This window comes from Isoptericola sp. Y581 (assembly GCF_059445475.1).
This window is the reverse complement of sequence record NZ_JCAIUK010000002.1, coordinates 326,402-352,574: the sequence shown is the minus strand read 5'-3', so window position 1 is coordinate 352,574 and position 26,173 is coordinate 326,402. Positions and strand designations below refer to the sequence as shown.

The 26,173-nt window shown below is 73.5% G+C and carries 28 protein-coding genes and 2 tRNA genes; 9 read left to right on the top strand and 21 right to left on the bottom strand.

What is annotated here, in order from left to right:
* Positions 1 to 120: 120 nt before the first annotated feature.
* The 3 genes from AC1C2W_RS04655 to AC1C2W_RS04645 form a co-directional block, all read right to left on the bottom strand.
* Positions 121 to 196 (bottom strand) — tRNA-Lys (locus tag AC1C2W_RS04655).
* 83 nt (positions 197 to 279) lie between these two features.
* Positions 280 to 1,476: an acyl-CoA dehydrogenase family protein gene (locus tag AC1C2W_RS04650; protein ID WP_495412512.1), complete on the bottom strand. Its 1,197-nt coding sequence runs from the start codon at positions 1,474 to 1,476 to the stop codon at positions 280 to 282.
* Positions 1,477 to 1,522: 46 nt separating this feature from the next.
* Positions 1,523 to 1,819, bottom strand: a complete 297-nt coding sequence (locus tag AC1C2W_RS04645) for a GroES family chaperonin (protein ID WP_495388412.1) — start codon at positions 1,817 to 1,819, stop codon at positions 1,523 to 1,525.
* A 124-nt stretch (positions 1,820 to 1,943) separates the two neighbouring features.
* On the opposite strand from AC1C2W_RS04645, the gene AC1C2W_RS04640 reads away from it, so the two are divergent.
* On the top strand, positions 1,944 to 2,450 hold the full coding sequence (locus AC1C2W_RS04640) for a peroxiredoxin (RefSeq protein WP_495412511.1): 507 nt from the start codon (positions 1,944 to 1,946) through the stop codon (positions 2,448 to 2,450).
* A 31-nt stretch (positions 2,451 to 2,481) separates the two neighbouring features.
* Positions 2,482 to 2,563 (top strand) — tRNA-Leu (locus tag AC1C2W_RS04635).
* Positions 2,564 to 2,827: 264 nt separating this feature from the next.
* Here AC1C2W_RS04635 and AC1C2W_RS04630 read toward each other — a convergent pair.
* Positions 2,828 to 3,367: a TetR/AcrR family transcriptional regulator gene (locus AC1C2W_RS04630; RefSeq protein ID WP_495387558.1), complete on the bottom strand. Its 540-nt coding sequence runs from the start codon at positions 3,365 to 3,367 to the stop codon at positions 2,828 to 2,830.
* A gap of 72 nt (positions 3,368 to 3,439) precedes the next feature.
* On the opposite strand from AC1C2W_RS04630, the gene AC1C2W_RS04625 reads away from it, so the two are divergent.
* Both AC1C2W_RS04625 and AC1C2W_RS04620 read left to right on the top strand, forming a co-directional pair.
* Positions 3,440 to 4,483: an aldo/keto reductase gene (locus AC1C2W_RS04625; RefSeq protein ID WP_495387559.1), complete on the top strand. Its 1,044-nt coding sequence runs from the start codon at positions 3,440 to 3,442 to the stop codon at positions 4,481 to 4,483.
* A gap of 15 nt (positions 4,484 to 4,498) precedes the next feature.
* On the top strand, positions 4,499 to 4,855 hold the full coding sequence (locus AC1C2W_RS04620) for a VOC family protein (RefSeq protein WP_495387560.1): 357 nt from the start codon (positions 4,499 to 4,501) through the stop codon (positions 4,853 to 4,855).
* A 161-nt stretch (positions 4,856 to 5,016) separates the two neighbouring features.
* Here the strand turns inward: AC1C2W_RS04620 and trxA are convergent, their stop codons facing one another.
* A complete protein-coding gene (gene trxA, locus AC1C2W_RS04615) occupies positions 5,017 to 5,394 on the bottom strand; it encodes a thioredoxin (RefSeq protein ID WP_495387561.1) in 378 nt (125 codons plus the stop codon).
* A 98-nt stretch (positions 5,395 to 5,492) separates the two neighbouring features.
* On the opposite strand from trxA, the gene AC1C2W_RS04610 reads away from it, so the two are divergent.
* Positions 5,493 to 6,062: an NUDIX hydrolase family protein gene (locus tag AC1C2W_RS04610; RefSeq protein WP_495387562.1), complete on the top strand. Its 570-nt coding sequence runs from the start codon at positions 5,493 to 5,495 to the stop codon at positions 6,060 to 6,062.
* Here AC1C2W_RS04610 and AC1C2W_RS04605 read toward each other — a convergent pair.
* Together AC1C2W_RS04605 and AC1C2W_RS04600 are read right to left on the bottom strand one after the other, a co-directional pair.
* On the bottom strand, positions 6,055 to 7,749 hold the full coding sequence (locus AC1C2W_RS04605; RefSeq protein WP_495412510.1) for an ATP-binding cassette domain-containing protein: 1,695 nt from the start codon (positions 7,747 to 7,749) through the stop codon (positions 6,055 to 6,057). The two genes, AC1C2W_RS04610 and AC1C2W_RS04605, sit on opposite strands and share 8 nt — an antisense overlap.
* Before the next feature lie 89 nt (positions 7,750 to 7,838).
* A complete protein-coding gene (locus AC1C2W_RS04600; protein ID WP_495387564.1) occupies positions 7,839 to 8,396 on the bottom strand; it encodes a dihydrofolate reductase family protein in 558 nt (185 codons plus the stop codon).
* 117 nt (positions 8,397 to 8,513) lie between these two features.
* On the opposite strand from AC1C2W_RS04600, the gene rph reads away from it, so the two are divergent.
* On the top strand, positions 8,514 to 9,287 hold the full coding sequence (gene rph, locus AC1C2W_RS04595; RefSeq protein ID WP_495412509.1) for a ribonuclease PH: 774 nt from the start codon (positions 8,514 to 8,516) through the stop codon (positions 9,285 to 9,287).
* A 2-nt stretch (positions 9,288 to 9,289) separates the two neighbouring features.
* Positions 9,290 to 9,961, top strand: coding sequence for a non-canonical purine NTP pyrophosphatase (locus AC1C2W_RS04590; protein WP_495412508.1), 672 nt, complete (start codon positions 9,290 to 9,292; stop codon positions 9,959 to 9,961).
* A gap of 86 nt (positions 9,962 to 10,047) precedes the next feature.
* Here AC1C2W_RS04590 and AC1C2W_RS04585 read toward each other — a convergent pair whose 3' ends face one another.
* The 5 genes from AC1C2W_RS04585 to clpS form a co-directional block, all read right to left on the bottom strand.
* Positions 10,048 to 10,428, bottom strand: a complete 381-nt coding sequence (locus tag AC1C2W_RS04585; RefSeq protein ID WP_495387567.1) for a DUF3054 domain-containing protein — start codon at positions 10,426 to 10,428, stop codon at positions 10,048 to 10,050.
* A gap of 17 nt (positions 10,429 to 10,445) precedes the next feature.
* The gene (locus tag AC1C2W_RS04580; RefSeq protein ID WP_495412507.1) at positions 10,446 to 11,285 is read right to left on the bottom strand and encodes an MBL fold metallo-hydrolase; all 840 of its coding nucleotides are present in this window, start codon (positions 11,283 to 11,285) and stop codon (positions 10,446 to 10,448) included.
* Positions 11,282 to 12,085, bottom strand: coding sequence for a glutamate racemase (gene murI, locus AC1C2W_RS04575; protein ID WP_495412506.1), 804 nt, complete (start codon positions 12,083 to 12,085; stop codon positions 11,282 to 11,284). Before murI ends, AC1C2W_RS04580 begins: the two co-directional genes overlap by 4 nt.
* Before the next feature lie 90 nt (positions 12,086 to 12,175).
* Positions 12,176 to 12,871, bottom strand: coding sequence for a DUF2017 family protein (locus AC1C2W_RS04570; protein ID WP_495412505.1), 696 nt, complete (start codon positions 12,869 to 12,871; stop codon positions 12,176 to 12,178).
* The gene (clpS, locus tag AC1C2W_RS04565; RefSeq protein WP_495388413.1) at positions 12,868 to 13,194 is read right to left on the bottom strand and encodes an ATP-dependent Clp protease adapter ClpS; all 327 of its coding nucleotides are present in this window, start codon (positions 13,192 to 13,194) and stop codon (positions 12,868 to 12,870) included. The genes AC1C2W_RS04570 and clpS overlap by 4 nt, the downstream gene beginning before the upstream one ends.
* A 266-nt stretch (positions 13,195 to 13,460) precedes the next feature.
* Here clpS and AC1C2W_RS04560 point away from each other — a divergent pair, with 266 nt between their 5' ends.
* Entirely contained in the window at positions 13,461 to 14,780 is a 1,320-nt protein-coding gene (locus tag AC1C2W_RS04560; protein WP_495388414.1) for a nicotinate phosphoribosyltransferase, read from the top strand.
* A 9-nt stretch (positions 14,781 to 14,789) separates the two neighbouring features.
* Here the strand turns inward: AC1C2W_RS04560 and AC1C2W_RS04555 are convergent, their stop codons facing one another.
* The 9 genes from AC1C2W_RS04555 to AC1C2W_RS04515 form a co-directional block, all read right to left on the bottom strand.
* The gene (locus AC1C2W_RS04555) at positions 14,790 to 16,571 is read right to left on the bottom strand and encodes a DEAD/DEAH box helicase (protein ID WP_495388415.1); all 1,782 of its coding nucleotides are present in this window, start codon (positions 16,569 to 16,571) and stop codon (positions 14,790 to 14,792) included.
* 113 nt (positions 16,572 to 16,684) lie between these two features.
* A complete protein-coding gene (locus AC1C2W_RS04550) occupies positions 16,685 to 16,999 on the bottom strand; it encodes a DUF3039 domain-containing protein (RefSeq protein ID WP_495387571.1) in 315 nt (104 codons plus the stop codon).
* Positions 17,000 to 17,073: 74 nt separating this feature from the next.
* Complete coding sequence (nagB, locus tag AC1C2W_RS04545) at positions 17,074 to 17,856, bottom strand: glucosamine-6-phosphate deaminase (RefSeq protein WP_495387572.1); 783 nt, start codon at positions 17,854 to 17,856, stop codon at positions 17,074 to 17,076.
* 49 nt (positions 17,857 to 17,905) lie between these two features.
* A complete protein-coding gene (locus tag AC1C2W_RS04540; protein WP_495412504.1) occupies positions 17,906 to 19,243 on the bottom strand; it encodes an extracellular solute-binding protein in 1,338 nt (445 codons plus the stop codon).
* Positions 19,244 to 19,251: 8 nt separating this feature from the next.
* On the bottom strand, positions 19,252 to 20,301 hold the full coding sequence (locus AC1C2W_RS04535) for an ROK family protein (RefSeq protein ID WP_495412503.1): 1,050 nt from the start codon (positions 20,299 to 20,301) through the stop codon (positions 19,252 to 19,254).
* Positions 20,302 to 20,320: 19 nt separating this feature from the next.
* Positions 20,321 to 21,268, bottom strand: a complete 948-nt coding sequence (locus tag AC1C2W_RS04530; protein WP_495412502.1) for a carbohydrate ABC transporter permease — start codon at positions 21,266 to 21,268, stop codon at positions 20,321 to 20,323.
* Positions 21,265 to 22,209, bottom strand: coding sequence for a carbohydrate ABC transporter permease (locus AC1C2W_RS04525; RefSeq protein WP_495387576.1), 945 nt, complete (start codon positions 22,207 to 22,209; stop codon positions 21,265 to 21,267). The genes AC1C2W_RS04530 and AC1C2W_RS04525 overlap by 4 nt, the downstream gene beginning before the upstream one ends.
* Positions 22,210 to 22,302: 93 nt before the next feature.
* Positions 22,303 to 23,649 (bottom strand): extracellular solute-binding protein, encoded by a 1,347-nt coding sequence (locus AC1C2W_RS04520; RefSeq protein ID WP_495412501.1) that lies wholly within the window; start codon positions 23,647 to 23,649, stop codon positions 22,303 to 22,305.
* A 103-nt stretch (positions 23,650 to 23,752) separates the two neighbouring features.
* The gene (locus tag AC1C2W_RS04515) at positions 23,753 to 24,928 is read right to left on the bottom strand and encodes an ROK family transcriptional regulator (RefSeq protein WP_495387578.1); all 1,176 of its coding nucleotides are present in this window, start codon (positions 24,926 to 24,928) and stop codon (positions 23,753 to 23,755) included.
* 200 nt (positions 24,929 to 25,128) lie between these two features.
* Between AC1C2W_RS04515 and AC1C2W_RS04510 the strand changes: the two genes are divergently transcribed.
* Entirely contained in the window at positions 25,129 to 26,172 is a 1,044-nt protein-coding gene (locus AC1C2W_RS04510; protein WP_495412500.1) for a DUF4349 domain-containing protein, read from the top strand.
* The last annotated feature ends 1 nt before the right edge of the window (position 26,173 follow it).

The window sequence follows — 26,173 nt, the reverse complement described above, 5'->3', positions numbered from 1 at the left end:
CCTGACCCCTCACCCCAGCCCGAGCACCCGCTGCACGAACCAGAGGAGGCCCACCACGGCCATGGAAGAACGGTGCGCGGGGACGGCAAAGCCCCGCCCGGCACTGCCGGACGGGGCTTGTGGTGCGCCATCAGGGACTCGAACCCCGAACCCGCTGATTAAGAGTCAGCTGCTCTACCCATTGAGCTAATGGCGCCGGCGGTGTGAAACATTACCAGCCCCCCGGAGCCGGCACGTCACCGGGCCCGTGGGGCGAACCTGTGACCTGCACGACAGGCGTCACCGGAACGCCTGGTGGCCCGTGAGATGCCGCCCGAGGATCAACGTGTGCACCTCGTCGGTGCCCTCGTACGTGCGCACCGACTCGAGGTTCGCCGCGTGCCGCATGGGCGAGTGCTGCAGCGTGACGCCGTCGCCGCCAAGCACCGTGCGCGCGGTCCTGGCCACCTCGATCGCCGACCGGACGTTGGCAAGCTTGCCTATCGAGATCATGTGCGGTTCGAGCCGGCCAGCGTCCTTGAGCCGCCCCAGGCGCAGCGCGAGGAGCTGCGCGCGGGAGACCTCGAGCGCCATGTCCACCAGCTTGGCCTGGGTGAGCTGGAACGCGGCGAGGGGGCGGCCGAACTGGACCCGCTCCCCCGCGTGCCGCAGCGCGACCTCCAGACAGTCGCGCGCCGCGCCCGTCGCGCCCCACGCGATGCCGTACCGCGCCTCGTCGAGGCATGCGAAGGGTCCCGCCAGGCCGGGGTGGTGGGGCAGGATCGCGTCGGCCGGGACGCGCACGCCGCCGAGCGCGACGTCGCACTGCACCGCGGCCCGCAGCGACAGCTTCGGCTCGATCGGCGTGGCCCGGAATCCCGGCGTGTCCGTGGGGACGAGGAACCCGCGCACGCGGGGCCCGTCCCCGTCGTCAGCCCGCGCCCAGATCACGGCGACCTGCGCGACGGACGCCAGCCCGATCCAGCGCTTGCTGCCCTCGAGTACCCACTCGTCGCCGACGAGCGTCGCCGTGGTGCGCAGGGCCCCCGGGTCGGACCCGGCCGTGGGCTCGGTGAGGCCGAAGCAGCCGATGAGCTCGCCCGCGGCCATGCCCGGCAGCCAGCGCTCCTGCTGCTCGGACGAGCCGTGCTTGGCGATCGCCGTCATCGCGAGCGAGCCCTGCACCGAGACGAACGTGCGGATCCCGGAGTCCGCGGCCTCCAGCTCGGCCATCGCCAGCCCGTACTCGACCGCCGACCGCCCCGCGCAGCCGTGCCCGTGCAGGTGCATGCCGAGCAGCCCGGCGTCGGCGAGCCGGGGCACCAGGTCGAGCGGGAAGACGCCGTCGGCGAACCAGCGCGCGACGTGCGGCCGGACGTGCTCGTCGACGAGCGCCCGCACCCGGTCGCGGGTCTCGAGCTCGGTGGCGCTGAGCTCGCCGTCGAGCGCGAGCAGGTCCAGGGGGTCCGCGGCCCGGAGGGCGTCGTCGCCGGTCATGGCCCCACCGTAGGGGCGACCGGTGTCACGAGCAGGTCAGGACAGGTCAGAGGTAGAGCCCGGTGGCGCCGCCCTCGTCGGCGGTCTCGGTGACGCCGTGCACGTCGCGCTCGCGCAGCAGCACGTAGTCCGTGCCGCCGAGGTCCACCTCGGCCCGGTCCTCCGGGTCGAACAGGACGCGGTCGCCGACGGCCACCTGGCGCACGTGCTCGCCCTTGGCCACCACCACCGCCCACGCGAGCCGCTTCGGCCCGGACGCCGTCGCGGGGATCACCAGGCCCGCCGTCGACTGTCGCTCGGAGGAGTCCACCTCGGGCTGCACGAGCAGGCGGTCGTGCAGCATGCGGATCGGCAGGGGTGTGGTGCTGGGCACGGCGTCGGTCACGGGACAACGCTAGACGACGGCGGCGTCTAGGCTCGACCGGCACCGACCCACCTCCACCCCCCCTCCACCCGAAGGAGTGCCCGTGACCCGCCTCGCCGTCGGCGACACCGCCCCCGCCCTCGAGCTGCCCGCCGTCCTGCCCGGCCCGTCGGGCACCGGGCACACCACCGGCACCTTCTCGCTCGCCACCGCACTCTCTGAGCCGGGCCGCCAGGGCGTCGTCGTGTACTTCTACCCCGCCGCGATGACGCCGGGCTGCACCACCGAGGCGTGCGACTTCCGCGACTCCCTCGCGTCCCTGCAGGGCGCCGGGTACGCCGTCGTCGGCGTCTCCCCCGACGGCGTGGACAAGCTCGCGAAGTTCGCCGAGCGCGACGCGCTCACCTTCCCGCTCGCCGGGGACACCGAGCACGCCGCGCTCGAGGCCTGGGGCGCCTGGGGCGAGAAGAAGAACTACGGCAAGACGTACGTGGGCGTCATCCGTTCCACCGTCGTCGTGGACCCGGACGGGAAGGTCGCCGTGGCGCAGTACAACGTCAAGGCGACCGGGCACGTCGCACGCCTGCGCAAGACGCTCGGCCTCGACTGACGTCACACCGCCGCGCCTACACTGGGCCGGCGCGCGAGTGGTGGAACTGGCAGACACGCTGGGTTTAGGTCTCAGTGTCTTCGGACGTGCGGGTTCGAGTCCCGCCTCGCGCACCCACGACAGCCTCGACCGCGGTCGCGGAGCAGGTCGGCGTCGGGGATGAGTCGGTGCGTCGATGAGTCCATGCAGGCTGCGGCGGGGCACCCGGCCGGTCGCTGCGCGCGCGATCAGCGACGCGATCGCCACCGACACGATCCGGGACATCGCCTGGACATCGCTCACCTGCGTGTGGCCGAGCTCCTGCCGCCCGCCCGACGATGTCGCCCGCGGCGCCCTGGCCCTCCTCCTGGGGATTCTCGGCCGGGAGGTCCGGCCAGCTACTGCTTCAGGATCGCCATGAGCGCGGCGGCGAAAGGTGCGGGGTCAAGATCGCCTCTCACGGCGAGTTGCTGGCTGTAGCCGACGCAGACGGCCACAAAGGCCTCGGCGATCTTCGCGGCCTCGTCGTCCAGGCGGTCGGCGAGCAGGGTGACGACGGCGGACCGCAGGCCGGCGAGCTGCTGGTCGACGATGGCCGCAAGGGATGGGGAGAGAGCAGCCTCGGCGTAGATCTGGGCGACGAGCCTGGCGTGGTCGCGTTCGCGAGCCATCGTCCGGATGCGCTCGAGCATGCCGTGGACGGACTCGGCGGTGAGCTGGGTCGGGAACACGTCATCGGACGACTGCTCACAGACGGCGGTGACGATCTCGTCCTTGCTCGAGAAGTACCGGTAGATCGCCCCGGTCGAGAGACCCGACACGGCGACGAGGGTGGCCATGGACGTCCCGGCGAAACCGTGGCTGGCGAAGCGGGCGCGGGCGGCGTCGAGGATCTGCTCCCGCCGTGCGTCGAGGTGCGCCTGGGTGACCTTCGGCATGAAATAGAACGACCCTTCGTTTTAGATGTACGCTAGCGACTCTACCCGTCTCCAACCGTCAGGAGCTCCCTCATGCGCTACCAGACCTTCGGAGGACGCACCGGGCTCCGCGTCTCCGAGTACGTCCTCGGCACCGCCAACTTCGGCTCGGCCGACGCCAGTGCCGGGCTAGAGGGCTCCCGCCAGATCTTCGAGGCGTACGTCGAGGCCGGCGGCACCACGTTCGACGTCTCGAACATCTACCAGGGCGGCGAAGCCGAGACCGTCCTCGGTGGGCTGCTGGGCCGGCAGCGCGACGACTTCGTGGTGATCACCAAGTACACCGGTACCCGGGACGCCCAGGCCCGGCCGGGCACGACCGGAAACAGCCGCAAGACCATGGTCAGGTCCCTGGAGCAGAGCCTGCGCCGGCTGAACACGGACTACGTCGACGTCTTCATGCCGCACTTCCCCGACGGCACGACCCCCGTCGCGGAGATCATGTCCGGCTTCGACGACCTGATCCGCGCCGGCAAGATCCTGCACGGCGGACTGTCGAACTTCCCTGCCTGGCGCGTAGCGAGCGCGGCCACCCGGGCCGACCTGCGCGGCCTCGCGCCGCTGGTCGGCATCCAGACCGAATACAGCCTGGCCGAGCGGTCCGCCGAGAGGGAGTTGCTGCCCATGGCGCAGGCCCACGGCCTGGGGGTCGCGCTCTACTCACCGCTCGCAGGCGGCCTGTTGACCGGCAAGTACCGCCAGGGCGGGCAGGGGCGGCTCAGCGCGCGCGGACCGGGTGTCGAGACTGACGCCCGACGGACCGCGGTGGTCGACGCCGTGCTGGCCGTCGCCGACGACCTCGGCACGAGCCCCGTCCAGACGTCCCTGGCCTGGCTGCGCCGCCGTGCCTCCCTCACGTCCATCTCGATGGTCCCGATCATCGGCCCCCGGACCCCAGCCCACCTCGAGGCATACCTCCGGTCCCTGGACCTGGAGCTCGGCGAGGAGCACTACCACCGTCTCGACGAGGTCAGCGCCATCCGCCTCGGTACTCCGCACGACGACGTCGCGGCCGCCCTCAGCCACGGCCTCGACGGCGATCGCAGCCTGCTCGACACCCACGTCCTCGCTATCTGAAGCACCAGGAGAACCATGAGCGTCGCCCGCATCGCCTCCATCAACCTCGAGTGCACCGACCCGGCCGTGCTGGCCGGCTTCTGGGCCGCCGTCCTCGGTGGCGAGGTCGTGGTCGAGACACCCGACTTCTGCGCCGTCGAGGTCGACTCGCTCTACCTGGGCACCGCCCGCGTCGAGGGCTATCTGCCGCCCACCTGGCCGTCCGCCGAACGATCACAACAGCTCCACCTCGACCTCGCGGTCGAGGACCTCGACACTGCCGAGGAGGAGGTGCTGCGCCTCGGCGCGACCCAGGTGATCGAACAGCCGAGCCCGGACCGGTTCCGAGTCCTCCGCGACCCAGCCGGCCACCCGTTCTGCCTCCGGGCATAGCTCACGACCCTGGGAGCCGTGTGCTCATCGACATGAAAGTGCCGCTCGCTCACGTAGGGACACGCCCAGCAGTATCTGGCCGGAGTCAGTGAGCGTAGGCGCCGACGGCCGCCCCGGGCATCCCGGGGCAGCCGTCGTCGGTGGTGCTGACGCTGCGGCGATCAGGCCTGCGGCGCGCCGTTGTTCGCGGCGGCGATCTGGGCGCGCACGTCGTCCATGTCGAGCTCCTTGACCGCGTCCACGACCTGCTTGAGGGCGGGGGCGGGCAGGGCGCCGGCCTGGTTGAAGACGAGCACGCCCTCGCGGAACGCCATCAGCGTGGGGATGGCGCTGACGCCGGCGGCGGCGGCGATCTGCTGGTTCGCCTCGGTATCGAGCTTGGCGTGCACCACGTCCGCGTGCTCCTCGGACGAGGCCTCGTAGACCGGTGCGAACTGCTTGCACGGGCCGCACCAGTCGGCCCAGAAGTCGACCAGCACGATGTCGTTGTCGGTGACGGTCTTCTCGAACGTGTCGTCGGTGAGCTCGACGGTAGCCATGGGTATCCTTCCGATGGGGGTCTCCTCGGCACAGCACCGGTGCGTGCCGCAGTATTCCCGGCGCGGTGGTCGCCCTCGTGGGCTGGTAGAAACGACCTGTGACCGACACGGCCGAGTTCCCTCCCGACGACGAGTTCTACCACGAGCCGCAGCCTGCCGGCTGGCTCACCCCGGAGGACCTGGCGGCCGTGCGCGCCCAGCTGCCGCTCGTGTACGTCGACGCCGTGCCGGTAAGGGTCGACGACTCGGGGGACGTCGTCGCCATCGGGCTGCTGCTCAGGGTGACCCCCCTGGGCACGATGACCCGCGCGCTCGTCTCCGGCCGTGTGCTCTACCACGAGCGGGTGCGCGACGCGCTGTTGCGGCACATCGAGAAGGACCTCGGCCCCGTGGCCCTGCCGCAGGTCCCGGCGTCCCCGCAACCCTTCACTGTGGCCGAGTACTTCCCCACCCCCGGGATCACGCCGTACCACGACCCGCGCCAGCACGCGGTCTCCCTGGCGTACGTCGTGCCCGTGGCGGGCGACTGCCGCCCCCAGCAGGACGCGCTCGACCTCGCGTGGCTGACGCCGGAGGAGGCATGCAGCGACACCGTGCAGGCCGAGATGATCCACGGGCAGGGCATGCTCGTGAAGCAGGCGATGGCCTGGGCGGGCCGCCTCAGCTGAGGTCGAGCACCGGCCAGTCGGCGAGGTCGGCGCGCATGCGGCGGTCGTGCGTCGCGACGACGACGGCGGCCGGGGTGGCGATCAACGCCCGCGTCAGCTCGTCCACCAGGTCCACCGACAGGTGGTTGGTGGGCTCGTCGAGGAGCAGCAGGTGGGGGGCGTGCAGCAGCGCCCTCGCCAGCTCGAACCGGCGCCGCTGACCGGCCGACAGCTCGGCGAGGGACCGGTCCAGGTCCTCCTCGCTCAGCAGGCCGAGGGCGGCGACCGGCACCACGTGCTCCGGGTCCAGCTCGCCCCGCTCCAGCAGCTCGAGCGCCTCGGCGGCGTACGCGTCGAACCCGGACCGCGCGGCGTCCTGCCCGGCCGGCACGGCGGTGCGACCCTCCTGCGTCACGACGCCGAGCCGCGCCCCCGCCGTGACCGACCGCGTGCCGCGCTTCAGCCCGACGCGGCCCGCGAGCGCCGCGAGGAGCGTCGACTTGCCCGCCCCGTTGGGGCCCACGACGAGCAGCCGCCCCGACGGCGGCACGGCCACCCGCGTGCCGGGCAGGTCGAGCCGCACTGCGGGCCCGCCGCGCCGTCCTGAGCCTGCGCCGTCCTGAGCCTGTCGAGGGGTCGAAGGGTCGTCGGCGACGACCCTCGGCGACCGCAGCTCGACGAGCGGGTCCCCCGGGTCCCAGCCGGGCGACATCGCGGGCAGGTCGGGGAACGCGAGCTGCGCCGGCGGGACGGGCACCTCGACGGCCTCGGCCTCGAGCTGCTGCACCAGCCGGTCGGCGGCCTTGACGTGGATGCGCGCCCGGGTGGCCCGCCGGTGCTTCTGGGAGCCCTTTTCGGGGCGCCACTCGTCGGACAGCCCCTCGTAGGAGGTGTCGAGCCGCTCGGCGAGCACGCGGGCGCGCTCCTGCTCTGCCCGGTAGCGCTGGCGCCACCGGTGCAGCGCCTGGTTCTTCGCGAACCGGTACGCGAGATAGCCGGGCTGCCCATAGAGCACGGGCTTGCCGTCCATCGAGGGGTCGAGGTCGAGGATGCCGGTGGCCACGTCGTCGAGCAGCTCGCGGTCGTGCGTCACCACGACCACGCCGCCGCGCCAGGCCACCAGCTCCCCCGTGAGGAACTCGATCGCCGAGTCGTCGAGGTGGTTGGTGGGCTCGTCGAGGAGCAGCAGGTCGGCGCGCTCGGCGAGCCGGCACGCGAGGCGCACGCGGTACCGCTGCCCGACGGAGAGGGTGTCGAGGCGGCGGTCGGGGTCCCGCTCCGCCTCGAGGCGGCTCAGCGCGACCTCGACCCGGCGGTCGGCGTCCCACACGGCCAGGTGCTCCGCCCGGGCGAGCAGCCCGGACAGCCGGCGCAAGTCCCCCGACTCGTGATCGAACGCCGCGGCCTCGGCCTCGAGCTCGGCCGCGAGGGTCCGCAGGCCCGTCAGCGTGCCGCGCACGAGGTCACCGACCGTCTGGCCGGGCGTCGTGGCGAGCTCCTGCTCCACCAGCGCGACGCTCCCCCGCCGCCGGACCTCGCCGCGCGCGGGGCGCAGGTCACCGGCCAGCAGGTGCAGCAGGGTCGACTTTCCGGAACCGTTCTCCCCCACCACGCCGAGCCGGGTGGAGTCGGACACGCGCAGGCTCACGCCGTCGAGCACCGGGCGGCCGGGGTACGCGAACGCGAGGTCGGTAGCGGTGAGGTGCACCCGTCGATCCTAGGGCCGTGCCCTGCCCGGGCCCGCGCCGGTGGGCACGGCCGCGCGGCCCGGCGCGGTGGGCCGACCGGGCCGCGGCCTCAGCGGGTCCGGTAGCGCGCGTAGATCAGCCCGCTGTCGAAGGCGCGCTCCTCGACCAGGTCGAGATCGAGGCGGACGCCGTCGGGGAAGAACCGCTTGCCGCCGCCGACCACGCTCGTGGTGATGAACAGGTGGTACTCGTCCACCAGGCCGGCCCTGATGGCCTGGGCCGCGAGGTTCGGGCCGTCGACGGTCAGGTCGTGGTCGGCCTCGGCCTTGAGCTTGCGCACCGCGTCCGGGTCGAAGGTCCGCTCGATCCGGGTCTTCGCGCTGGACGCCGACTCGAGCGTCGTGGAGTACACGACCTTCTGGGCGGCCTGCCAGTCCCGCGCGTACTGCAGGATGTGCGGCGGCGCGTCGGGATCGGTGTGCGCGGTCTCCCAGAAGACCATCGTCTCGTACATCCGCCGGCCGTAGAGGTACGTGCCCACGTCGCGGAAGACGTCGCCGACGAAGGTGTGCACCTCCGGGTCCTCGGCGCCGGTACCGAGGCTGCCCTCCGCGGCCTCGGCGTAGCCGTCGAGCGAGGTGATCATCGAGTAGATGAGCTTGGCCATGAGTCTCCTTCGGGGACGAGAGGGCCGGCGGGGGCCCTGCAGGATGTGACGTCCGCACCAGGGCAGACTCATCGATCGGCCGCCATCCTCGGAGCGGCGCTCGTCTAGGGTGGCGGCATGACTTCCCCTGCTTCCCCCGGCGCCGCTACACCTGCCACCACGACGCGCGTCGACGGCCGCACGCCCGACCAGCTCCGCCCGGTGACCATCACCCGCGGGTGGACCGAGAACGCCGAGGGCTCCGTGCTGGTGGAGTTCGGCAAGACCCGGGTGCTGTGCACCGCGTCCTTCACCGCGGGCGTGCCGCGCTGGAAGAAGGGCTCAGGCGAGGGCTGGGTCACGGCGGAGTACGCGATGCTCCCCCGCGCGACGAACGAGCGCAGCCAGCGCGAGTCGGTCAAGGGCAAGATCGGCGGGCGCACGCACGAGATCTCCCGCCTCATCGGCCGGGCCCTGCGCGCCGTCGTCGACGTCTCAGCCCTCGGCGAGAACACGATCGTGCTGGACTGCGACGTGCTGCAGGCCGACGGCGGCACCCGCACCGCAGCGATCACCGGCGCCTACGTGGCCCTCGCCGACGCCGTCGCGTGGGGCGCACGGCACGGGCACGTCACCGGCGGCAAGCAGGTCCTCACGGACTCGGTCGCCGCCGTGAGCGTCGGCATCATCGACGGCACCCCGATGCTCGACCTGCCCTACGTGGAGGACGTGCGGGCCGAGACGGACATGAACGTCGTGACCACCGGGTCCGGCACGTTCGTCGAGGTGCAGGGCACCGCCGAGCACGCGCCGTTCGACCGCGCGGAGCTCGACGCGCTGCTCGACCTGGCGGTCGCCGGCACGGCTGAACTGACCGAGACGCAGCGCGCCGCGCTGGCACAGGAGGTCTGACGGTGGGCGACGCGACCACCGTCGTGCCGCCCGGCGCGCGGCTGGTGCTGGCCACGCACAACCGCAAGAAGCTCGTGGAGCTGCGCGCCATCCTGCGCGAGCAGCCCGGCCTGGACTCCCTGCCCGACGACGCCGTCGTCACCGCGGGCGACCTGGGGGCACCCGAGCCGGTCGAGGACGGCGTCTCGTTCGTCGAGAACTCCCTCATCAAGGCCCGCGCCCTGGCGGCGGCCACGGGCCTGCCCGCCGTCGCCGACGACTCCGGCCTGAGCGTGGACGTGCTGGGCGGCGCGCCCGGCATCTTCTCCGCCCGGTGGGCCGGCCGGCACGGCGACGACGTCGCGAACCTCGAGCTGCTGCTCGCGCAGCTCTCCGAGGTCCGCGACGAGCACCGCGGCGCGGCGTTCGTCTGCGCGGCCGCGCTGGTGACGCCCGACCGCGAGGAGGTGTGCCTCGGCGAGATGCCCGGCACGCTGGTACGCGCCCCGCGCGGCGAGAACGGGTTCGGCTACGACCCGATCCACGTGCCGTCGGAGCAGGACGCCGGCCCCGACGGGGCGCCGGGCACGCGCACGTCGTCCGAGCTGGAGCCGGCCGAGAAGAACGCGATCAGCCACCGCGGCAAGGCGTTCCGCGCCCTCGCCCCCGCGATCGCCGAGGCCCTGACGCGCTGACGAACCCCGGGGTTGCGGGGCGCAGCCCTCGTCGAGCAGCTCCAGCAGGCGGGTAGTGGCGCGCCGCTGCGCGGCCGGCAGCGCGCCTACGCGGCGCGGCGGGCGGCGAGCGGCGCAAGGGCGCGCCAGCCGAGCATCGTGACGCCGAGGAAGACGGCGGTGACGATCGCGAACGACACCTCGACGCCGCCGATGCCGAGCACCGGCCGCAGGAAGAGCCCCAGCGCGACCGTGGCGAACCACACGGCCAGGCCGGTGGGCCACACCTGCGCGGGCGCCCGCCAGGCGCGCGTCGCGACCCAGCCGACGGCCAGCCCTACGACGAACGGCAGGCCGACCAGCGCGACGTGGCCGACACCCGCGGTGGCGTGGTTGAGCGTGCCCACCACGGTGAAGACGAGCACGCACACGAGGTCGCAGACGACCGCGGGCCAAGCAGGGCGGGGCGTGGATGGAGCAGCGTTCACGGGGCCGAGGCTACCGCTCACAGGTCGTGCACCCCGCCGGCCACCGCGACCTCGACGGGGCCGTCGTAGGCCGACCGCGCCTCGGCGAGCGCGACCTCGGGGGCGCTCCACACCGGCAGGTGCGTGAGCAGCAGCCGGCGCGCCCCCGCCTGCGTCGCGGCCTCGCCCGCGCGCCGGCCGGTCAGGTGGATGCCGCGCTCGACGCCGTCGTCCCGACCCTCCTGGAACGCCGCCTCGGCGAGCAGAAGGTCCGCGTCCCGCGCGCCGGCGACGAGGCCGTCGCAGCTGTCGGTGTCGCCGGAGTAGGCGAGCGTGACCCGCTCTCCCGGCCGCTCGCTCGACGGGCCCGTGACCCGGATGCCGTACGCCTCCACCGGGTGGTAGACCGCGAACGGCTCCAGCTCGAACGGCCCCACGCGCACCGCCGAGCCCGTGCGCCAGGTGTGGAAGTCGTACTCCCCCGCCATGGACTCGCCGGGCTCCAGCCCGTACATCGCGGCCGCCCGCTCCGAGGTCGTGCTCGGACCGATCACCGGCAGCCCGCGCCTGGAGCCCGTGCGCGCCGAGCCCCGTTCCGGGTGGTACCGCAGGTACACGTACAGCCCGGACAGGTCGGCGCAGTGGTCCGGGTGCAGGTGGGAGAGGGCGACGGCGTCCAGGTCGAGCGGGTCGACGTGCCGCTGCAGCGCGCCGAGCGCGCCGTTGCCCAGGTCCAGCACGACGTTCCAGTCGCGTGCGTCCTCGCCCGTCAGCCCCGACGCCGCGGCCAGCGCGGCGGGCACCTGCAGCAGGTACGCGGACGCCGGCGACGCGGGGCCGGGGAACGACCCGGCCACGCCGACGGTGACGAGCCTCACGCCGCCTCCACCAGCGCCACCTCGGGGCCGAGGAACCGCCTCGCGAGCTGCTGGAACGGCTCGGGAGTCCCGGTGGCGAGGAAGCGGTGCGTGGGCGCCGGGGCGCCGGGCGACCGCTCGAGGTCGTGCGAGACCAGGTTCCGGAACACGTCCTTGGCGGTCTCCTCCGCGCTGGACACCAGCGTCACGTCCTCGCCCATGACGTACGACACCGCGCCCGCGAGCAGGGGGTAGTGCGTGCAGCCCAGCACGAGGGTGTCGACGCCCGCGGCCCGCACCGGGTCGAGGTACCGGTGCGCCACCTCGAGCACCTCGGGGCCGGTCGTCAGCCCGCGCTCCACGAGGGGGACGAATTCCGGGCACGCCTGCGTAGTGATCTCCAGGCCGGGCGTCACATGGAAGGCGTCGTCGTACGCGCGGGAGTCGATGGTGGCCTTCGTGCCGATGACGCCGATGCGGCCCGTCTTGGACGCGACGACGGCGCGGCGCGCGGCCGGGCGGATCACCTCGACAACGGGGATGCCGCGCCGCACGGTGTACCGCTCGCGGGCGTCGGGCAGCGCGACGGCGGTCGCTGAGTTGCAGGCGATGACGAGCATCTTCACGCCCTCGTCGACGAGCCGGTCCATCACCGCCAGCGCCATCGCCCGCACGGCGGCGAGCGGCTTGGGCCCGTACGGGCTGTTGGCCGTGTCGCCCAGGTACAGCACCTGCTCGTGCGGCAGCTGGTCGAGGATGGAGCGCGCGACGGTCAGCCCGCCGACGCCGCTGTCGAAGATCCCGATGGGGGCGTCGTTCACGCCGAGCAGCCTAGTCGTGACGGACCGTCAGGACACTCGAGGGTGAGCAGCGACACGGCGTGGCGCCCGCCACAGCGATGACGGGGCGGGTTACAGGGTGGGGCGGCCCGCCCGCAGGTCGGCGAGCATCTCGTCGACCAGCGACTCCTGCGCGAAGCCTGCCGCGACGAAGACGCCGCCCCAGTACCGCCGCTCCGCGCCGGTCAGACCCGCACGCTCCCAGCCGGCAAGCTCGCCGTCGTCATCGTCGTCGTCTTCCTCGTCGTCGACGCCCGCCAGGACGTCGTCGTGCAGGGACTCGACGTCGGAGTCGTCGACGAGGCCGAGCCGCTCCGCCAGCACGAGGCGCACGTCGGTCAGCGCCCCCGCGAACTCCTGCGCCGACTCGCGGGGCACCACGACCTCCGCCTCGTCCAGGGCCGCGGTGCCCCGGAGGTCGCCCTCCAGCCCGGGGAGGTCGTCGTCCGGGTCGATCTCCTCCGCGAAGGCGACGAGCCGCGCGACCTTCCCCGCCGCCAGGTCCGTCTGGGTGAGGTGGCGGAACTCGGTCGCGACGTCCGCGTCCTCGTCGTGCGCATCGGGGAGCAGCCGCTGCACCGCCGGGTCCTGCGGCACCCGCCCGATGCCCGTGAAGGCGACCCCGTCGCCGACCTCGACGCCCGGCTCCAGACCCGACTCGGCGCGCACCAGCTCGGCGACGTCGCGCGCCACCCGCGCGAGCACCTCGCGCTCCACCGGCTCCCACCGGGCCACGTAGCCCACCGGGGCGGACCGGAACGGCGTCACGCCGCACCCCCGTCCGACTCGCCGGACCGACGCAGCGTGGCCCACAGCCCGAACCCGTGCATGGCCTGCACGTCCACCTCCATGCGCTCGCGCGGCCCGGTCGACACCACGGCCCGGCCGTCGTGGTGCACCTGCATCATCAGCTTCTGCGCCTTGGGCGGCGGATAGCCGAAGTGGCTCTCGAAGACGTAGCTCACGTACGACATGAGGTTGACCGGGTCGTTCCAGACGATCGTGATCCATGGGTCCGCGACGGCCGCCGTCTGCTCGGCGTCCGTCTCGCGCTGCACCTCGGTCCCCGCGACTGCCGTCGCGAGCGTCATCACCCCGTTCACCGCCCCAGCCTAGGCACAGCCGAGTGCCGGGCGTCGACCGTCCGACTGGCGGGCGCCGAACTGCCGGATCTCCGCGGGCGCCCTACCGTGTCCCCATGACCGACGAGCCCCGGGGCAGCGCCGCCCTCTCGCCGGGCGCTGCGCCGGCCACCCCCACCCTGCCTGGTCTGCGGATCCCGGACTCGGTGCCCGCCGCGCCGCTCCCGGCCGTCCGACCGTCGGTGGCGCTGCTCACCGACCGGTACGAGCTGACCATGCTGCAGGCCGCGCTCGCGGACGGCACGGCGCACCGGCACTGCGTGTTCGAGGTGTTCACGCGGCGGCTGCCGGCGGGCCGGCGCTACGGCGTCCTCGCCGGAACCGGCCGCGTCCTGGAGGCCCTCGCCCACTTCCGCTTCACGGACGCGGAGCTGGCGTTCCTCGAGCGTGCGGGCGTCGTGGACGACCGCACGCTCGACTTCCTGCGCGGCTACCGGTTCACCGGCAGCATCCAGGGCTACGCCGAGGGCGAGATCTTCTTCCCCGGCTCCCCCGTCCTGCAGGTCGAGGGCACCTTCGCCGAGGCCGTGCTCCTGGAGACGCTCGTCCTGTCGATCCTCAACTACGACTCGGCGATCGCCTCCGCCGCCTCCCGCATGACGAGCGCCGCCGTGGACCGCCCCGTGCTCGAGATGGGGTCCCGCCGGGCGCACGAGCAGGCCGCCGTGGCGGCCGCCCGGGCTGCCGTGGTGGGCGGGTTCGCGGGCACCTCCAACCTCGAGGCCGGCATGCGGTACGGGCTCGACACGATCGGCACGGCCGCGCACGCGTTCACCCTGCTGCACGACGACGAGCGCTCGGCGTTCGACTCGCAGGTCGCGTCCTTGGGGTCCGGCACCACCCTGCTGGTCGACACCTACGACGTGCGGCGCGGCGTCGAGAACGCGATCGCGGCGGCCGGTACGTCGCTCGACGCCGTACGCCTCGACTCGGGCGACCTCGGCGTCCTGGCCGTCGAGGTGCGCCGCCAGCTCGACGAGCTCGGCGCCACGGGCACGAAGATCGTCGTGACGTCCGACCTCGACGAGCACGCCATCGCGGGGCTCGCGGCCATGCCGGTCGACGTCTACGGCGTCGGCACGTCGCTGGTCACGGGCTCGGGCGCGCCGACCTGCGGGATGGTCTACAAGCTCGTGGCCCGGGCCGACGCGTCCGGCGTGCTGCAGCCGGTGGCGAAGGCGTCCGCCCACAAGTCCAGCCAGGGTGGCCGCAAGTCCGCGGCCCGGCGGTACGGCCCCGACGGCCGCGCCGTCGAGGAGGTGCTGGTCACGGGCGCCGACGACCTCGTCCTCGCGTGGTCGCCCGAGGACGGCGACCCGGGCGAGCCGGTGGACGACGGCGAGCGGCCCGACCTGCGCGGTCTGCTGGTCCCGTTCGTGGTGGACGGCGCCGTCGACTCCCGCTGGGTGGGCCCGTACGGCGTCCAGACCGCGGCGCGCCACCACCTGCAGGCCCGGGCCGAGCTGCCGCGCGGCGGACGCCGCCTCTCCGCCGGCGACGCGGCCATCCCGACCGTCGAGCTCCCGCTCACCTGAGCGCCGGCCCTACCGCTTCCCGACGAACCAGCCCCGCACCATCTCGATCCGCGCGGTGAGCTGGTCGGCCGTGGCGAGCGGCACCTCGGGGCCGCCGCAGCGCCGTCGCAGCTCGGTGTGCACCGACCCGTGCGGGGTGCTGCTCTTGCGCGCCCAGGCGGACACCAGCTTGGAGAGCTCCTTGCGCAGGTCGGCGGCCCGCCGGTGCTCCGCCTCGGACTGCTCGAGCGCGGCCTCGGAGGACGCGGCGCCGGACCGTCCGCGGACCTGCTGGGCCTGCCGCTGCCGCAGCAGCGTGGTCACCTGGTCGGCCTCGAGCAGCCCCGGCAGCCCGAGGAAATCGAGCTCCTCGGCCGAGCCGACGTCGGCGCCGGTGCCGAACTCGCCGCCGTCGAACAGCACCCGGTCGAACGACGCCTGCGCCTCGAGCGCCTCGAAGCTGCCCGTGAGCTCGCCGGACGCCTTCTCCTCCCGGTTGGCGGCCGCCAGCAGCGCCGCCTCCGGGTCGTACTCGATGCCCTGCTCCTCCGCCGTCTGGGGCCGGTCGAGCGCGTGGTCCCGCTCGATCTCCATCCCGTTCGCCAGCTCCAGCAGCAGCGGCACGCTGGGCAGGAAGACGGACGCGGTCTCGCCGCGCTTACGGGCGCGGACGAACCTGCCGACGGCCTGCGCGAAGAACAGCGGGGTGGAGGTGCTGGTGGCGTAGACGCCCACCGCGAGGCGCGGCACGTCCACGCCCTCGGACACCATGCGTACCGCCACCATCCAGCGCGAGTCGCCCTGGGCGAACTCGTCGATGCGCGCGCTGGCGCCGTCGTCGTCGGACAGGACCACGATCGGGCTCTCGCCCGTCAGCCGGGCGAGGTGGCCCGCGTAGGCGCGGGCATCGGTCTGGTCGGTCGCGATGACCATACCGCCCGCGTCCGGCACGACGCGACGCATCTCGGTGAGTCGCCTGTCCGCCCCCGCGAGGACCGACGGGATCCACTCGCCGTTCGGGTCCAGCGCGGTGCGCCAGGCCTGGGCGTGCATGTCCTTGGTCATGGCCTCGCCGAGGCGGGCGCTGATCTCGTCGCCCGCCCGCGTGCGCCAGCGCATCTCGCCGGAGTAGGTCATGAACAGCACGGGCCGCACCACGTGGTCGCGCAGCGCCTCGCCGTAGCCGTAGGTGTAGTCGGCCTTGGACCGGCGGATCCCCTCCCGGTCCTGCTCGTACGTGACGAACGGGATCGGGGAGGTGTCCGACCGGAACGGCGTGCCGGTCAGCGCGAGCCGCCGGGTGGCGCCCTCGAACGCCTCGCGCACGGCGTCGCCCCAGCTCAGGGCGTCGCCTCCGTGGTGCACCTCGTCGAGGATGACGAGCGTGCGGGCGGCCTCGGTGCGCGCGCGGTGCAGCGCGGGCTTGGCGGCGACCTGGGCGTACGTCAGGGCGACGCCGTCGTAGTGCGAGCCGTGCCGGCCCTGGCTGTTCTTGAACGACGGGTCGATGCGGATGCCGACGCGCGCGGCCGCGTCGGCCCACTGGTGCTTGAGGTGCTCCGTGGGCGCGACGACGGCCACCCGCCGCACGACGCCGGCCTCCAGCAGCTCGGTGGCGACGCGCAGCGCGAACGTCGTCTTGCCCGCCCCGGGCGTCGCGACCGCGAGGAAGTCCCGCGGGTCGCGCTGCCGGTACAGCTCGAGCGCCTCCGCCTGCCAGGCGCGCAGGTTGGACGCCGTCCCCCACGGGGCACGGCGCGGGAATGCGGGGCTGAGGTGGGACGCCGCGGCCGACGACGGCGACTGCGGCAGCGGCAGGGCCTTGGCGGCCGGGTCCTCGGCCGCCGCGAAGAGATCGAAGCCGTCGGCCTCGATCGCGGGGGCGGGTACTGACTCGGACTCGGGCTCGGGCAGTGGCTGGGCGCTCACTTGCCGGAGTCGTCCCCAGGTTCGCCGTCCTGCGGTTCCCGCAGCCCGTCGTAGATCTCCTTGCAGATCGGGCACACCGGGAACTTCGCCGGGTCGCGACCCGGCACCCACACCTTGCCGCAGAGCGCGATCACGGGCTTGCCCGACAGGGCGGACTCCATGATCTTCTCCTTGCGCACGTAGTGCGCGAAGCGCTCGTGGTCGCCCGGCTCCGCCGTCTGCTCGCGGGTGTCCGGGCGCTCCAGCACGCTGGTGCCGGCACCCGTGTCGCGCGAGGGTTCGGCAGGCGGGGTGGAGAGGGGATCGCTCATGCCGGGCAGTCTACGACGCACCCTGTGACGCTCCCCGACCGTCACGGCCCCCCTGCCGGGGATCCGGGCACGGATCACAGCCCCTGCCAGTTCGGCTTCGACCCGAAGGTCTGCCGGTAGTAGTCGCCGAGCTGCAGGCGCGAGGCCGCGGCGTCGTCGACCAGCACGGTGGCGTGCGGGTGCAGCTGCATCACCGTGCCGGGCCACATGGCGGAGACCGGGCCCTCGACGAGCTGGTGCACGGCCTCGGCCTTGTGCCGCCCGGTGGCCAGCAGCACGAGGTGGCGCGCCTCCATGATGGTGCCGAGGCCCTGCGTGAGGCAGTGCGCGGGCACCCGCTCCACGTCGTCGTCGAAGAACCGCGCGTTGTCCACGCGGGTCTGGCGCGTCAGGGTCTTGATGCGGGTGCGCGACGCCAGGGAGGAGCCCGGCTCGTTGAACGCGATGTGCCCGTCGGTGCCGATCCCGAGGAGCTGGAGGTCCACGCCGCCCGCGTCCGTGATCGCCTGCTCGTACGCCGCGCACGCCGCAGGAATGTCCTCGGCCAGGCCGTCCGGGCCGTGCACCTGGTCCGCCGGCCACGCGACGCGCGACGCGATCTCCGTCTCGATGACGTTGCGATAGCGCTGCGGGTGCTCGGTGGGCAGGCCCACGTACTCGTCGAGCATGAAGCCGCGAGCTCGGGCGAACGACAGCCCCGTCTCCTCGTGGCGGCGGGCCAGCTCGTCGTACACCTTCAGCGGGCTCGACCCGGTGGCCAGACCGAGCGCGGTCGCGGGATCGCGGCGCAGCAGCGTCTCGATCGCGTCGGCCGCCAGCACGGCGAGCTCCTCGGCGGGGGCGATCACAACTTCCATACGGGGCTCCAGTCTCTCGGTTCCAGGATGCAGCACATCATCCCGGAGTTCATTCCTCGGGCTCGGCGGGCGGGGCGTTGAGCATCGGCGTGAGCCGCGCGTCGAACTCGGCGGCGAGCGTCGCGACGTCCCCGCCGCCGGCGATCCGCCCGAACAGGTCCTCGTAGACGCCGGCGTCCTCGATCGACGCCCAGCCCGGGGCCGCCGGGGTGAGCTTCGACGCCGCGGCCGTGGCCACCAGCGTCCGGCCGAACTTGTCGCCCTCCATCGCCTCCTGGGCGTCGGCGTTCGCCGGGCCGAGCCCGCTCTCGGCGAGCTTCGTCTGGAACTCCTCGGAGAAGACCACGCGCAGCACGTCCTCGGCCAGGTCCGGGCTCGGGGAGGCCGCGGAGACCGCGATGTTGGACCCGCCTGCGAAGACCGGGGCCAGGCCGCCGTCCACGCCCGGCAGCGCGAAGATGTCGAACGTCGAGGAGTCCTTCATGCCGTCGCGCACCTCCTCGCCCCCGTCGGTGCGCTCGAGGCCGCCGATCGACCAGCGCGCCCACGCGGGCGCCATGATCGTGGCCGCGGCGGGCGGCGCGTCCTCCACGCCGTCGTTGAGGAAGTCCCAGTACGAGACGTCCTTCTCCGTCGACGGCAGGTAGGACGCGGTCTCGTACACGTCCTGCCACAGCTCCAGGCCCTTGACGGTGCGGGGCTCCGCCAAGGTGGAGACCCAGCCGTCGCCCTCCTTCACGGCGAGCTCTCCGCCGTTGGCGAAGACCCAGGAGATGCCGTTGCGCCAGTCCTGGCCGCCCATCGCGAGGCCCGCGTGGTCGTCGTCGGTGAGCGCCTTCACCGTCTCGCCGAACTCGGCGAGCGTCTTCGGCTTCTCGAACCCGGCCTCGCGCCAGAGGTCCTTGCGGTAGAAGACGTACCGGGACCCGAAGTAGTACGGGAGCGCGTAGTGACGACCGTCCACCGAGCCCGCCTCCACGAACGACGGCAGCAGCTTGTCGCCGCCCAGCTCCTCGTACAGCTCGGGCGAGATCTCGCGGAAGGACCCGGAGGTGGTGAACGTGGGCGACTGGGTGTTGCCGACCTCCACCACGTCCGGCGTGGTGGCGGGGTCGTGCAGGGACCGGGTGAGGTTCTGGACGAGGTCGCCCCACTCCTGCTGCTCGATGGTGAGGGTCGCGCCGGGGTGCTCGTCCTCGAAGGTCTGCACGAGGTACTCGCGCAGCTCGGGCGTCGTGTCCGTGCCGACGAGCCACATCGTCAGGTCGAGGTCCGGCGCGGACTCCTTCGGGTCCGCGCCCAGCACCCCGCACCCGGCCAGCGCCAGCGTCACGACGCCGGCCAGGACCATTGCGGCCCTCCCGCGGCGGGTCACGGGTCGGATCACGCGGCGGGTCATGAGGCTACCCCGCCCGCGGGCACAGGCCGCGCGACCGACCGGCCCACGACAGCGGCGCCGACGGCCCCGACGGGGACGCGGCCGGGGGCCAGGCGGACGCGCTCCGGCAGGTGCAGCGACGTCAGGAAGCCCGAGGACGTCGACTCCCGCGCAAGCGCGCCGCGCACCGCGTCGAGCAGCGGCTCGCCGAGCTGTGCCACCCCGCCGCCGAGCACCACGTGCTGCACGTCCACCGTGAGCACGAGCATGCGCACCGCCGCCGCCACCGCGGAGGCGTACGTCTCCCGGGCCTCGACGGCGCCGGGCACGCCCCGGGCAGCGGCCTCGAAGAGCTCCACGGGCGCCGGGCGCCCGGTCGTGGCAGGCCACAGCCGGGCCACCGCCGTCCCGGAGGCGTACAGCTCCAGGCAGCCGCGCTGCCCGCACGGGCAGACGGGGCCGGCCGGGTCCACCGGCACGTGCCCGATCTCGCCGGCGGCGCCGCCGACGCCGCGACGCAGCCGGCCGTCCAGCACGAGGCCCGCGGCCAGCCCGGTGCCCAGCGCGAGGAACGCGAGGTCGACCCCGCGGGCGTCGTGCCCGGCCCCGCCGGACGCCGTGCCCTCGATGCCCGCGATGCCCGCGATGCCCTCGAGGTGGGCGGCGCCGAGGGCGGCCACGTTGAGGTCGTTCTCGAGGCCCACGGGGACGTCGTCGAGCTCGGCGGCCAGCAGCTCCGTCAGCGCCAGGGGTTCGCCGTCGATGCCCACGTTGACGGCGTGCCGGACGGTGCCGGCCGCCGGGTCGACGAGGCCGGGCATGCCCACGCCCACGCCGACCACGTCGGCGACGTCGGTCCCGGCCTGCCGCGCCACGCCGCGCACGGCGCGGGCCGCGCCCGCGACCACGCCGCGCGGGCCACGTTCGGTGGCGAGCCGGGCCTGCGCCACGATCTCGCCCCTCGCGTCGAGCAGCACGGCGAGCGTCTTGGTGCCGCCGATGTCCAGCCCGACCGTCGGTCCGACGGTAGGTCCGACAGTGGGGCCGGCCCCGGGCCCTGCAGTCATGTCTGTGCCGTCGTCCACGTCAGCCCTTCACCGCCCCGGCGACGAGCCCGGACGTCATCCGGCCCTGCACGAACATGAAGAAGATGATCACCGGCACCGCGATGAGGGTCGACGCGGCCATGACCTCGGCCCAGTCGATCCCACGGGACGCGGACGCCGACAGGAAGCTGCGCAGCCAGACCGGCAGGGTCTGGCTCGACTCCGCGGGGAGGAGGACGAGCGCCGTGGTGAACTCGTTCCAGGCCTGCAGGAACGCGTAGACGCCGGAGGCCACGAGGCCCGGCGCCAGCAGCGGGAACGTGATCCGCAGGAACGCCTTGGTCCGCGAGAGCCCGTCGACCATCCCTGCCTCCTCGAGCTCGGCCGGGACGCCCGCGACGAAGCCGCGCAGCATCCAGATCGTGAACGGCACGAGCATCGCGGTGTACAGGATCGAGATGCCGAGCACGGAGTTCAGCCCGAGGACCGGGGCGCTCTCCCCCACCGTCGACAGCATCTTGTACTGGGCGATGAACAGGCCCTCGGCCGGCAACATCTGGATGAACAGGATCGCGAGCACGAAGCTCGCGCGGCCGCGGAAGCGCCACCGGCTGATCGCGAGCGCGCCGAGGAAGGCGAACGCCAGGACGAGCACGAGGGCGATGCCCGTGATCGTCAGGCTCATCCGGAGAGCGCCCCCGAAGCCGGAATCGGTCAGCACGCTCGAGAAGTTCCCGAGGGTGAAGTGCGTCGGCAGGAAGCTCTGCGTCGAGGTGGTCAGCCGCGCGTTCGGCGTGACGGCCGACAGCACCATCCAGTAGACCGGGAAGATCCACACGAGCGACACCGCGACGCCCAGCACGCTCAGCAGCGCCTTGCCGGCGCGCGGCTTGCGCCGGGCGACGGGACGGGGCATGCGCTGGCCGGAACCGGGGGCCGTCGTGGGCGCCCGGACCGCCGCCGGGGCGGGCTCGGTCGCGGCGCTCATGCGGCGTCCTCCTTCATGAGACTGCGCACGTAGGGGGCCGAGAGCAGCACCGTGAGCAGCAGGACGAAGATCGAGACGGCGGCGGCGCCGGCAAAGTCCTGGCTGCCCATGCCGAGCTCGTAGATGAAGTTGCCGAGCAGGTTCGTCTCGGCGATCGGCGCGCCGCCGTCCTGCAGCAGCCGGATCTGCCCGAAGACGCGCAGGTCCCAGATGATCTGCAGCAGCAGCACGATGGCGAGCACGGGACGCACGAGCGGCAGCAGGATCCGCATGAGGATCTGCGTGCCGTTGGCGCCGTCGAGGCGGGCCGCTTCCAGGACCTCCTCGGAGACCTGCGTCAGGCCGGCGTACAGGGACATGGCGACGAACGGCACCGACATCCACACGATGACGAGCGTCGCGACGAAGTAGAAGGTGAGCGGCTGCGCCAGCCACGCGTATCCCTGGTACTGCTCGAACCCGATCTGGACGAGAAGCCAGTTCACCACGCCCGTGCGGTAGTCGAAGAGCCACCGGAAGACGGTCACCGCCGCCACGAGCGGCGTCGCCCAGGCGAGGAGCAGCACCACCTGCATGACGATCCGCACCGCGCCGTGCACGGCCCGCATGAGCATCGCGAACCCGAGCCCGATCGCCACCGTGACGAAGGCGTTCACCAGGCAGAAGACGATCGAGCGGCCGACGACGGCCCACAGGCGGTCGTCGGCGAAGATGCGCGCGTAGTTGTCGAGCCCCACGAACGTGGGCGGGGCGCCGAACTGCTGCAGCATGCCGAACTCTTGCAGCGAGGTCACGACCTGCCAGTACACGGGATACCCGAGACCGATGAGCAGGACCGCGACAGCGGGGATCAGCAGGAGGTAGGGGGTGGCCGGCGTGCGCCGGCGGCGGATCGCGACGCGCGGCGTCTCCCGTGAGGCAAGGGTCGACGTGCTGGTCATGCGGTCCTCCTTCCCGGGTCGTGGGTGACGGGCGGGGTGGCATCCTGTCGCTGGTTGCCACCCCGCCCGTCGGGGGTCTGACGAGGGTGGGTGTCAGCCCGCCTGGCCGTTGAGCATCGGCGTGACCTTCTCGTCGTACTGCTTGGCGAGCGCCGCCACGTCACCGCCCTCGGCGATCTTCTGGAAGAGCTCCTCGTAGACGGAGGCGCCCTCGACGGCGGCCCAGCCCGGCGCGGCCGGGGTGAGCTTCGACGCCGCCGCGGTCTCGACCGTGACCTCGCCGAACTTGTTCGGGTTGCCGTCGGCGTCGACCGTCATGAGCTCGTCGAAGTCCGAGTTCGCCGGGCCGAGGCCGTTCTTCGCCAGCATGGTCTGGTACTCGTCCGAGTAGACGATCCGCAGCAGGTTCTCCGCGAGCTCCGGGTGCTCCGACTTCGCGGAGACCGCGAGGTTCGAGCCGCCGGCGAAGACGGGGGCCACGCCGCCGTCGACGCCCGGCAGGGCGAAGATGTCGAACGTGGAGTCGTCCGCCATCCCGTCGCGGACCTCCTCGCCGTCGTCGTTCTTCGTCAGGTCACCGAGGGACCAGCGGGCCCAGCCCGGCGCCATGATCGTGGCGCCGTCGGGCGCCTCGCCGTCGGAGCCGTCGTTCAGGAAGTCCCAGTACGCCTCGTCCTTGGCCGTCGGCGGGAGGTTCGAGGCGCCCTCGAAGGCGTCCTGCCACTGCTCCAGGCCCTTGACGGTGTTCGGGTCGGAGAGCGTGGAGGTCCACTGGTCGCCGTCCTTGACCGCGAGCTCGCCGTCGTTCGCGAAGACCCAGGAGATGCCGTTGCGCCAGTCCTGGCCGCCGATGGCGAAGCCCGAGCGGTCCTTCGTGCGCAGCTCCTTGACCGAGTCGCCGAACTCCTGGAGCGTGGTCGGCACCTCGAGGCCGGCCTTGGACCAGATGTCCTTGCGGAAGAACATGAAGCGCGAGCCGTAGTAGTACGGCAGCGCGTACTTGACGTCGTCGACCGCGCCGGCCTCGACGAAGGACGGCAGCAGCTTGTCGCCGCCGAGCTCGTCGTACAGCTCGGGCGAGACCTCCCGGAACGCGCCCGCGTACGTGAACGTGGGGGCCTGCGTGTTGCCGATCTCCACGACGTCGGGCGTGTTCGCGGTGTCGGGCAGGGCGGTCGTCAGCTTGGTGACGAGGTCCTCCCAGTCCTGCTGCTCGATCGACAGCGTCGAGCCGGGGTTCTCCGACTCGAACGTGTCGACCAGGTAGTCGCGCAGCTCGTCGGGCGTGTCGGGCCCGTTGAGCCACAGGGTGATGTCGCCGGACTCGGGGGTGCCGCCGGTCTCGCCGTCCCCCTCGTCGGCGGGTGCGCACGCAGCGAGCGCGAGCGCGAGGGTCAGGCTCGTCGCCACGCCTGTGGCGACGACACGGGTCCTCTTCACTGGGGATTCCTCTCGATCTGTACTGGCTCGTTCTGAGCAGCGCGGCGCCAGCGGCGGCGCTGCCGGGTGCGGGTCGTCCGTCGGTTCGGCTGGGACGTCGGGGTCACGAGACCCCGAGCTGGGCGGCCAGCACCAGGACGGCCGCCCCGGCGAGGACGACGTCCTCGTCGAGGGTCGCCATCCGCAGCCGCAGGCCGGCGGCGGTGGCCGGCATCGTGCGGTCGGTCAGGGTCTGTAGGGCGGCGGTCCGCAGGGCTCCGTCGAGCAGCTCGGGCGGGCCGCTGAGCAGCACCTCGGCCAGATTGAGTGCGCCGACGACGGGTGCCAGCGCCGACCCGAGGATGCGCCCGACGGCGGCCAGCTCCTCGTCGGCGGCGGCCGGGTCGAGGCCGGCGACGGCGCGTCGCAGCGCGGGCGCGGCGAGCACGGTCTCCAGGCAGCCGTAGCGGCCGCACGCGCACAGCTCGGCGCGCCGCCCTGATCCTGTCGAAGCGCCGTCGACGACGGTGACGTGCCCGAGCTCGCCCGCGGCGTCGGCCGCGCCCTGCACCCGTGCGCCGTCGACCATGACGCCCGCGCCGACGCCCTGGCCCACGGTGAGCACGAGCATCGAGCCCGCCGCTCCCCCGTAGGTGTACTCGCCGAGGGCAGCGGAGTTGGCGTCGTTCGCGACGTGCACCGGGAGCGCGAGCCGCTCGGTGAGGATGGTGGCCAGGGGCAGGTCGGTCCACTGGCGGTTGGGGGCCTCGATGACGCGGCCCGAGCCGTCCACCACGCCCGGCGAGCCGACGCCGACGCCGATGACCGGGCGGGTCGCCGCCGAGATCAGGGTGCGGGCGAAGCGCGTGAGGAGGTCGACGAGCTCGTCGCCGACCTGGCCGGCCACGGGCAGGGAGCGACGCACCACCGCCTCGCCGGTGAGGGTCATGACGGCGCCGCGCATCACCGCGTCGTCCGACAGGTCCAGGGCGACGATCTGGTAGGCGTCGGTCCGCATCCCGACGAGGATCGCGGGCTTGCCGACCCGGCGGCCGGGCTGCACGCCCAGCTCCTCGACGAGCCCCTCGGCGAGGAGCACGCTGATGAGGTCGGAGATCGTCACCCGGGTCAGGGCGGTGGCGCGGGCCAGGTCGGCCCGGGACGTCGACCCCTCATGGAACAGGTGCTGCAGCACCAACGAGCGGTTGTGCGCCCGGGCGTGCTCGGGGAGCACCTTGGAGGTGGCTCGCAGGCCGGCACCCAGACCTCGTCGCACTGTGCGCGTCGTCGGTGTGGACATGTTTGTTAGTACAGCGTCTTAACTAGACGCCTGTCAATCCACCGGCCCCCGGCGCACGGTCGTGTTACCGGATCGTGACGGTGCGCCCCGACATCACCGGGCCCCGCGGCCGGGGCCCAAGGTCACGGTCGCGGCACGGTCCGGTCACGATCCCGCGGCCGCGACCAGGGCGGACGTCGCGCCGCCCTACGCTCGGGTCCATGCCTGCCACACCGCGCTCCACCCGGGCGCGTCGCGCGCCTCTCGTCGCCTCCCTCGCGACGGCGTTGCTCCTGGTGCTCGCGGCCTGCTCGGGCTCGGGCGGCGGCGATTCGGCCGGGTCGGACGGCTCCCGCTCCGCCGCCGACACCGCCGGGGTCGCCGAGGGCGGCGCCGCCGAGGAGGCCGGCGGCGAGGCGGTCGCCGACGCCGCGGAGGCACCGGGCACCGCGGCCGAGCGCGAGATCGTCACCACCGGCCACGCGACGGTCGTGGCGGACGACCCCGCGGCCGCCGCCCGGGAGCTCGCCCGACAGGTGGAGGAGGCCGGCGGCCGCGTGGAGCGGCGCTCCGAGACCGCCGCCACGGACGACTCCCCGGGGTCGGCGTCGATGACCGTCCGCCTCCCGGCCGACCGCATGACCGGGGCCGTCGAGGCCCTGGACCGCCTGGGCACCGTCGAGGACGTCGACGTGCAGAGCGTGGACGTCACGGGCGAGGGCCGGGACCTCGACGCGCGGATCGCCGCCCTGACCACGTCCACGGACCGCCTGCGCGACCTCATGGCCAGCGCCGGCAGCACCGAGGACCTGCTCCAGGTGGAGCAGGAGCTTTCCGGCCGGCAGGCGGAGCTGGACTCGCTCACCGGGCAGCGCCAGCTCCTGTCCGACCAGGTGGCGATGTCCACGCTCGAGGTCGAGATCGTGCCCGAGCCCGCGGCCGCCGCCCAGGCGCGGGGCGGGTTCCTGGGCGGGCTGTCGTCCGGCTGGGCCGCGCTGGTCTCCACGGTGCAGACCGTCGTCCTCGTGCTCGGCGTGCTGCTCCCCTGGCTCGCCGTCGCCGCGCTCGGCTACCTCGGGTACCGGTGGCTGCGCCGTCGGCGGCCGTCGGCCGCCACCGGCGGCGGCGCCGGTGGCGGGGCCGGTGGTGCGGGCGGATCCGAGGGCCCCGAGGGTCCCGACGGGCCCCGCGACGGCGGCGACCCCGCCGTCCTCGCCGACCCGGACACCGAGCGCGACCCGGAGCCCGTGCCCGCCGGGCGCTGAG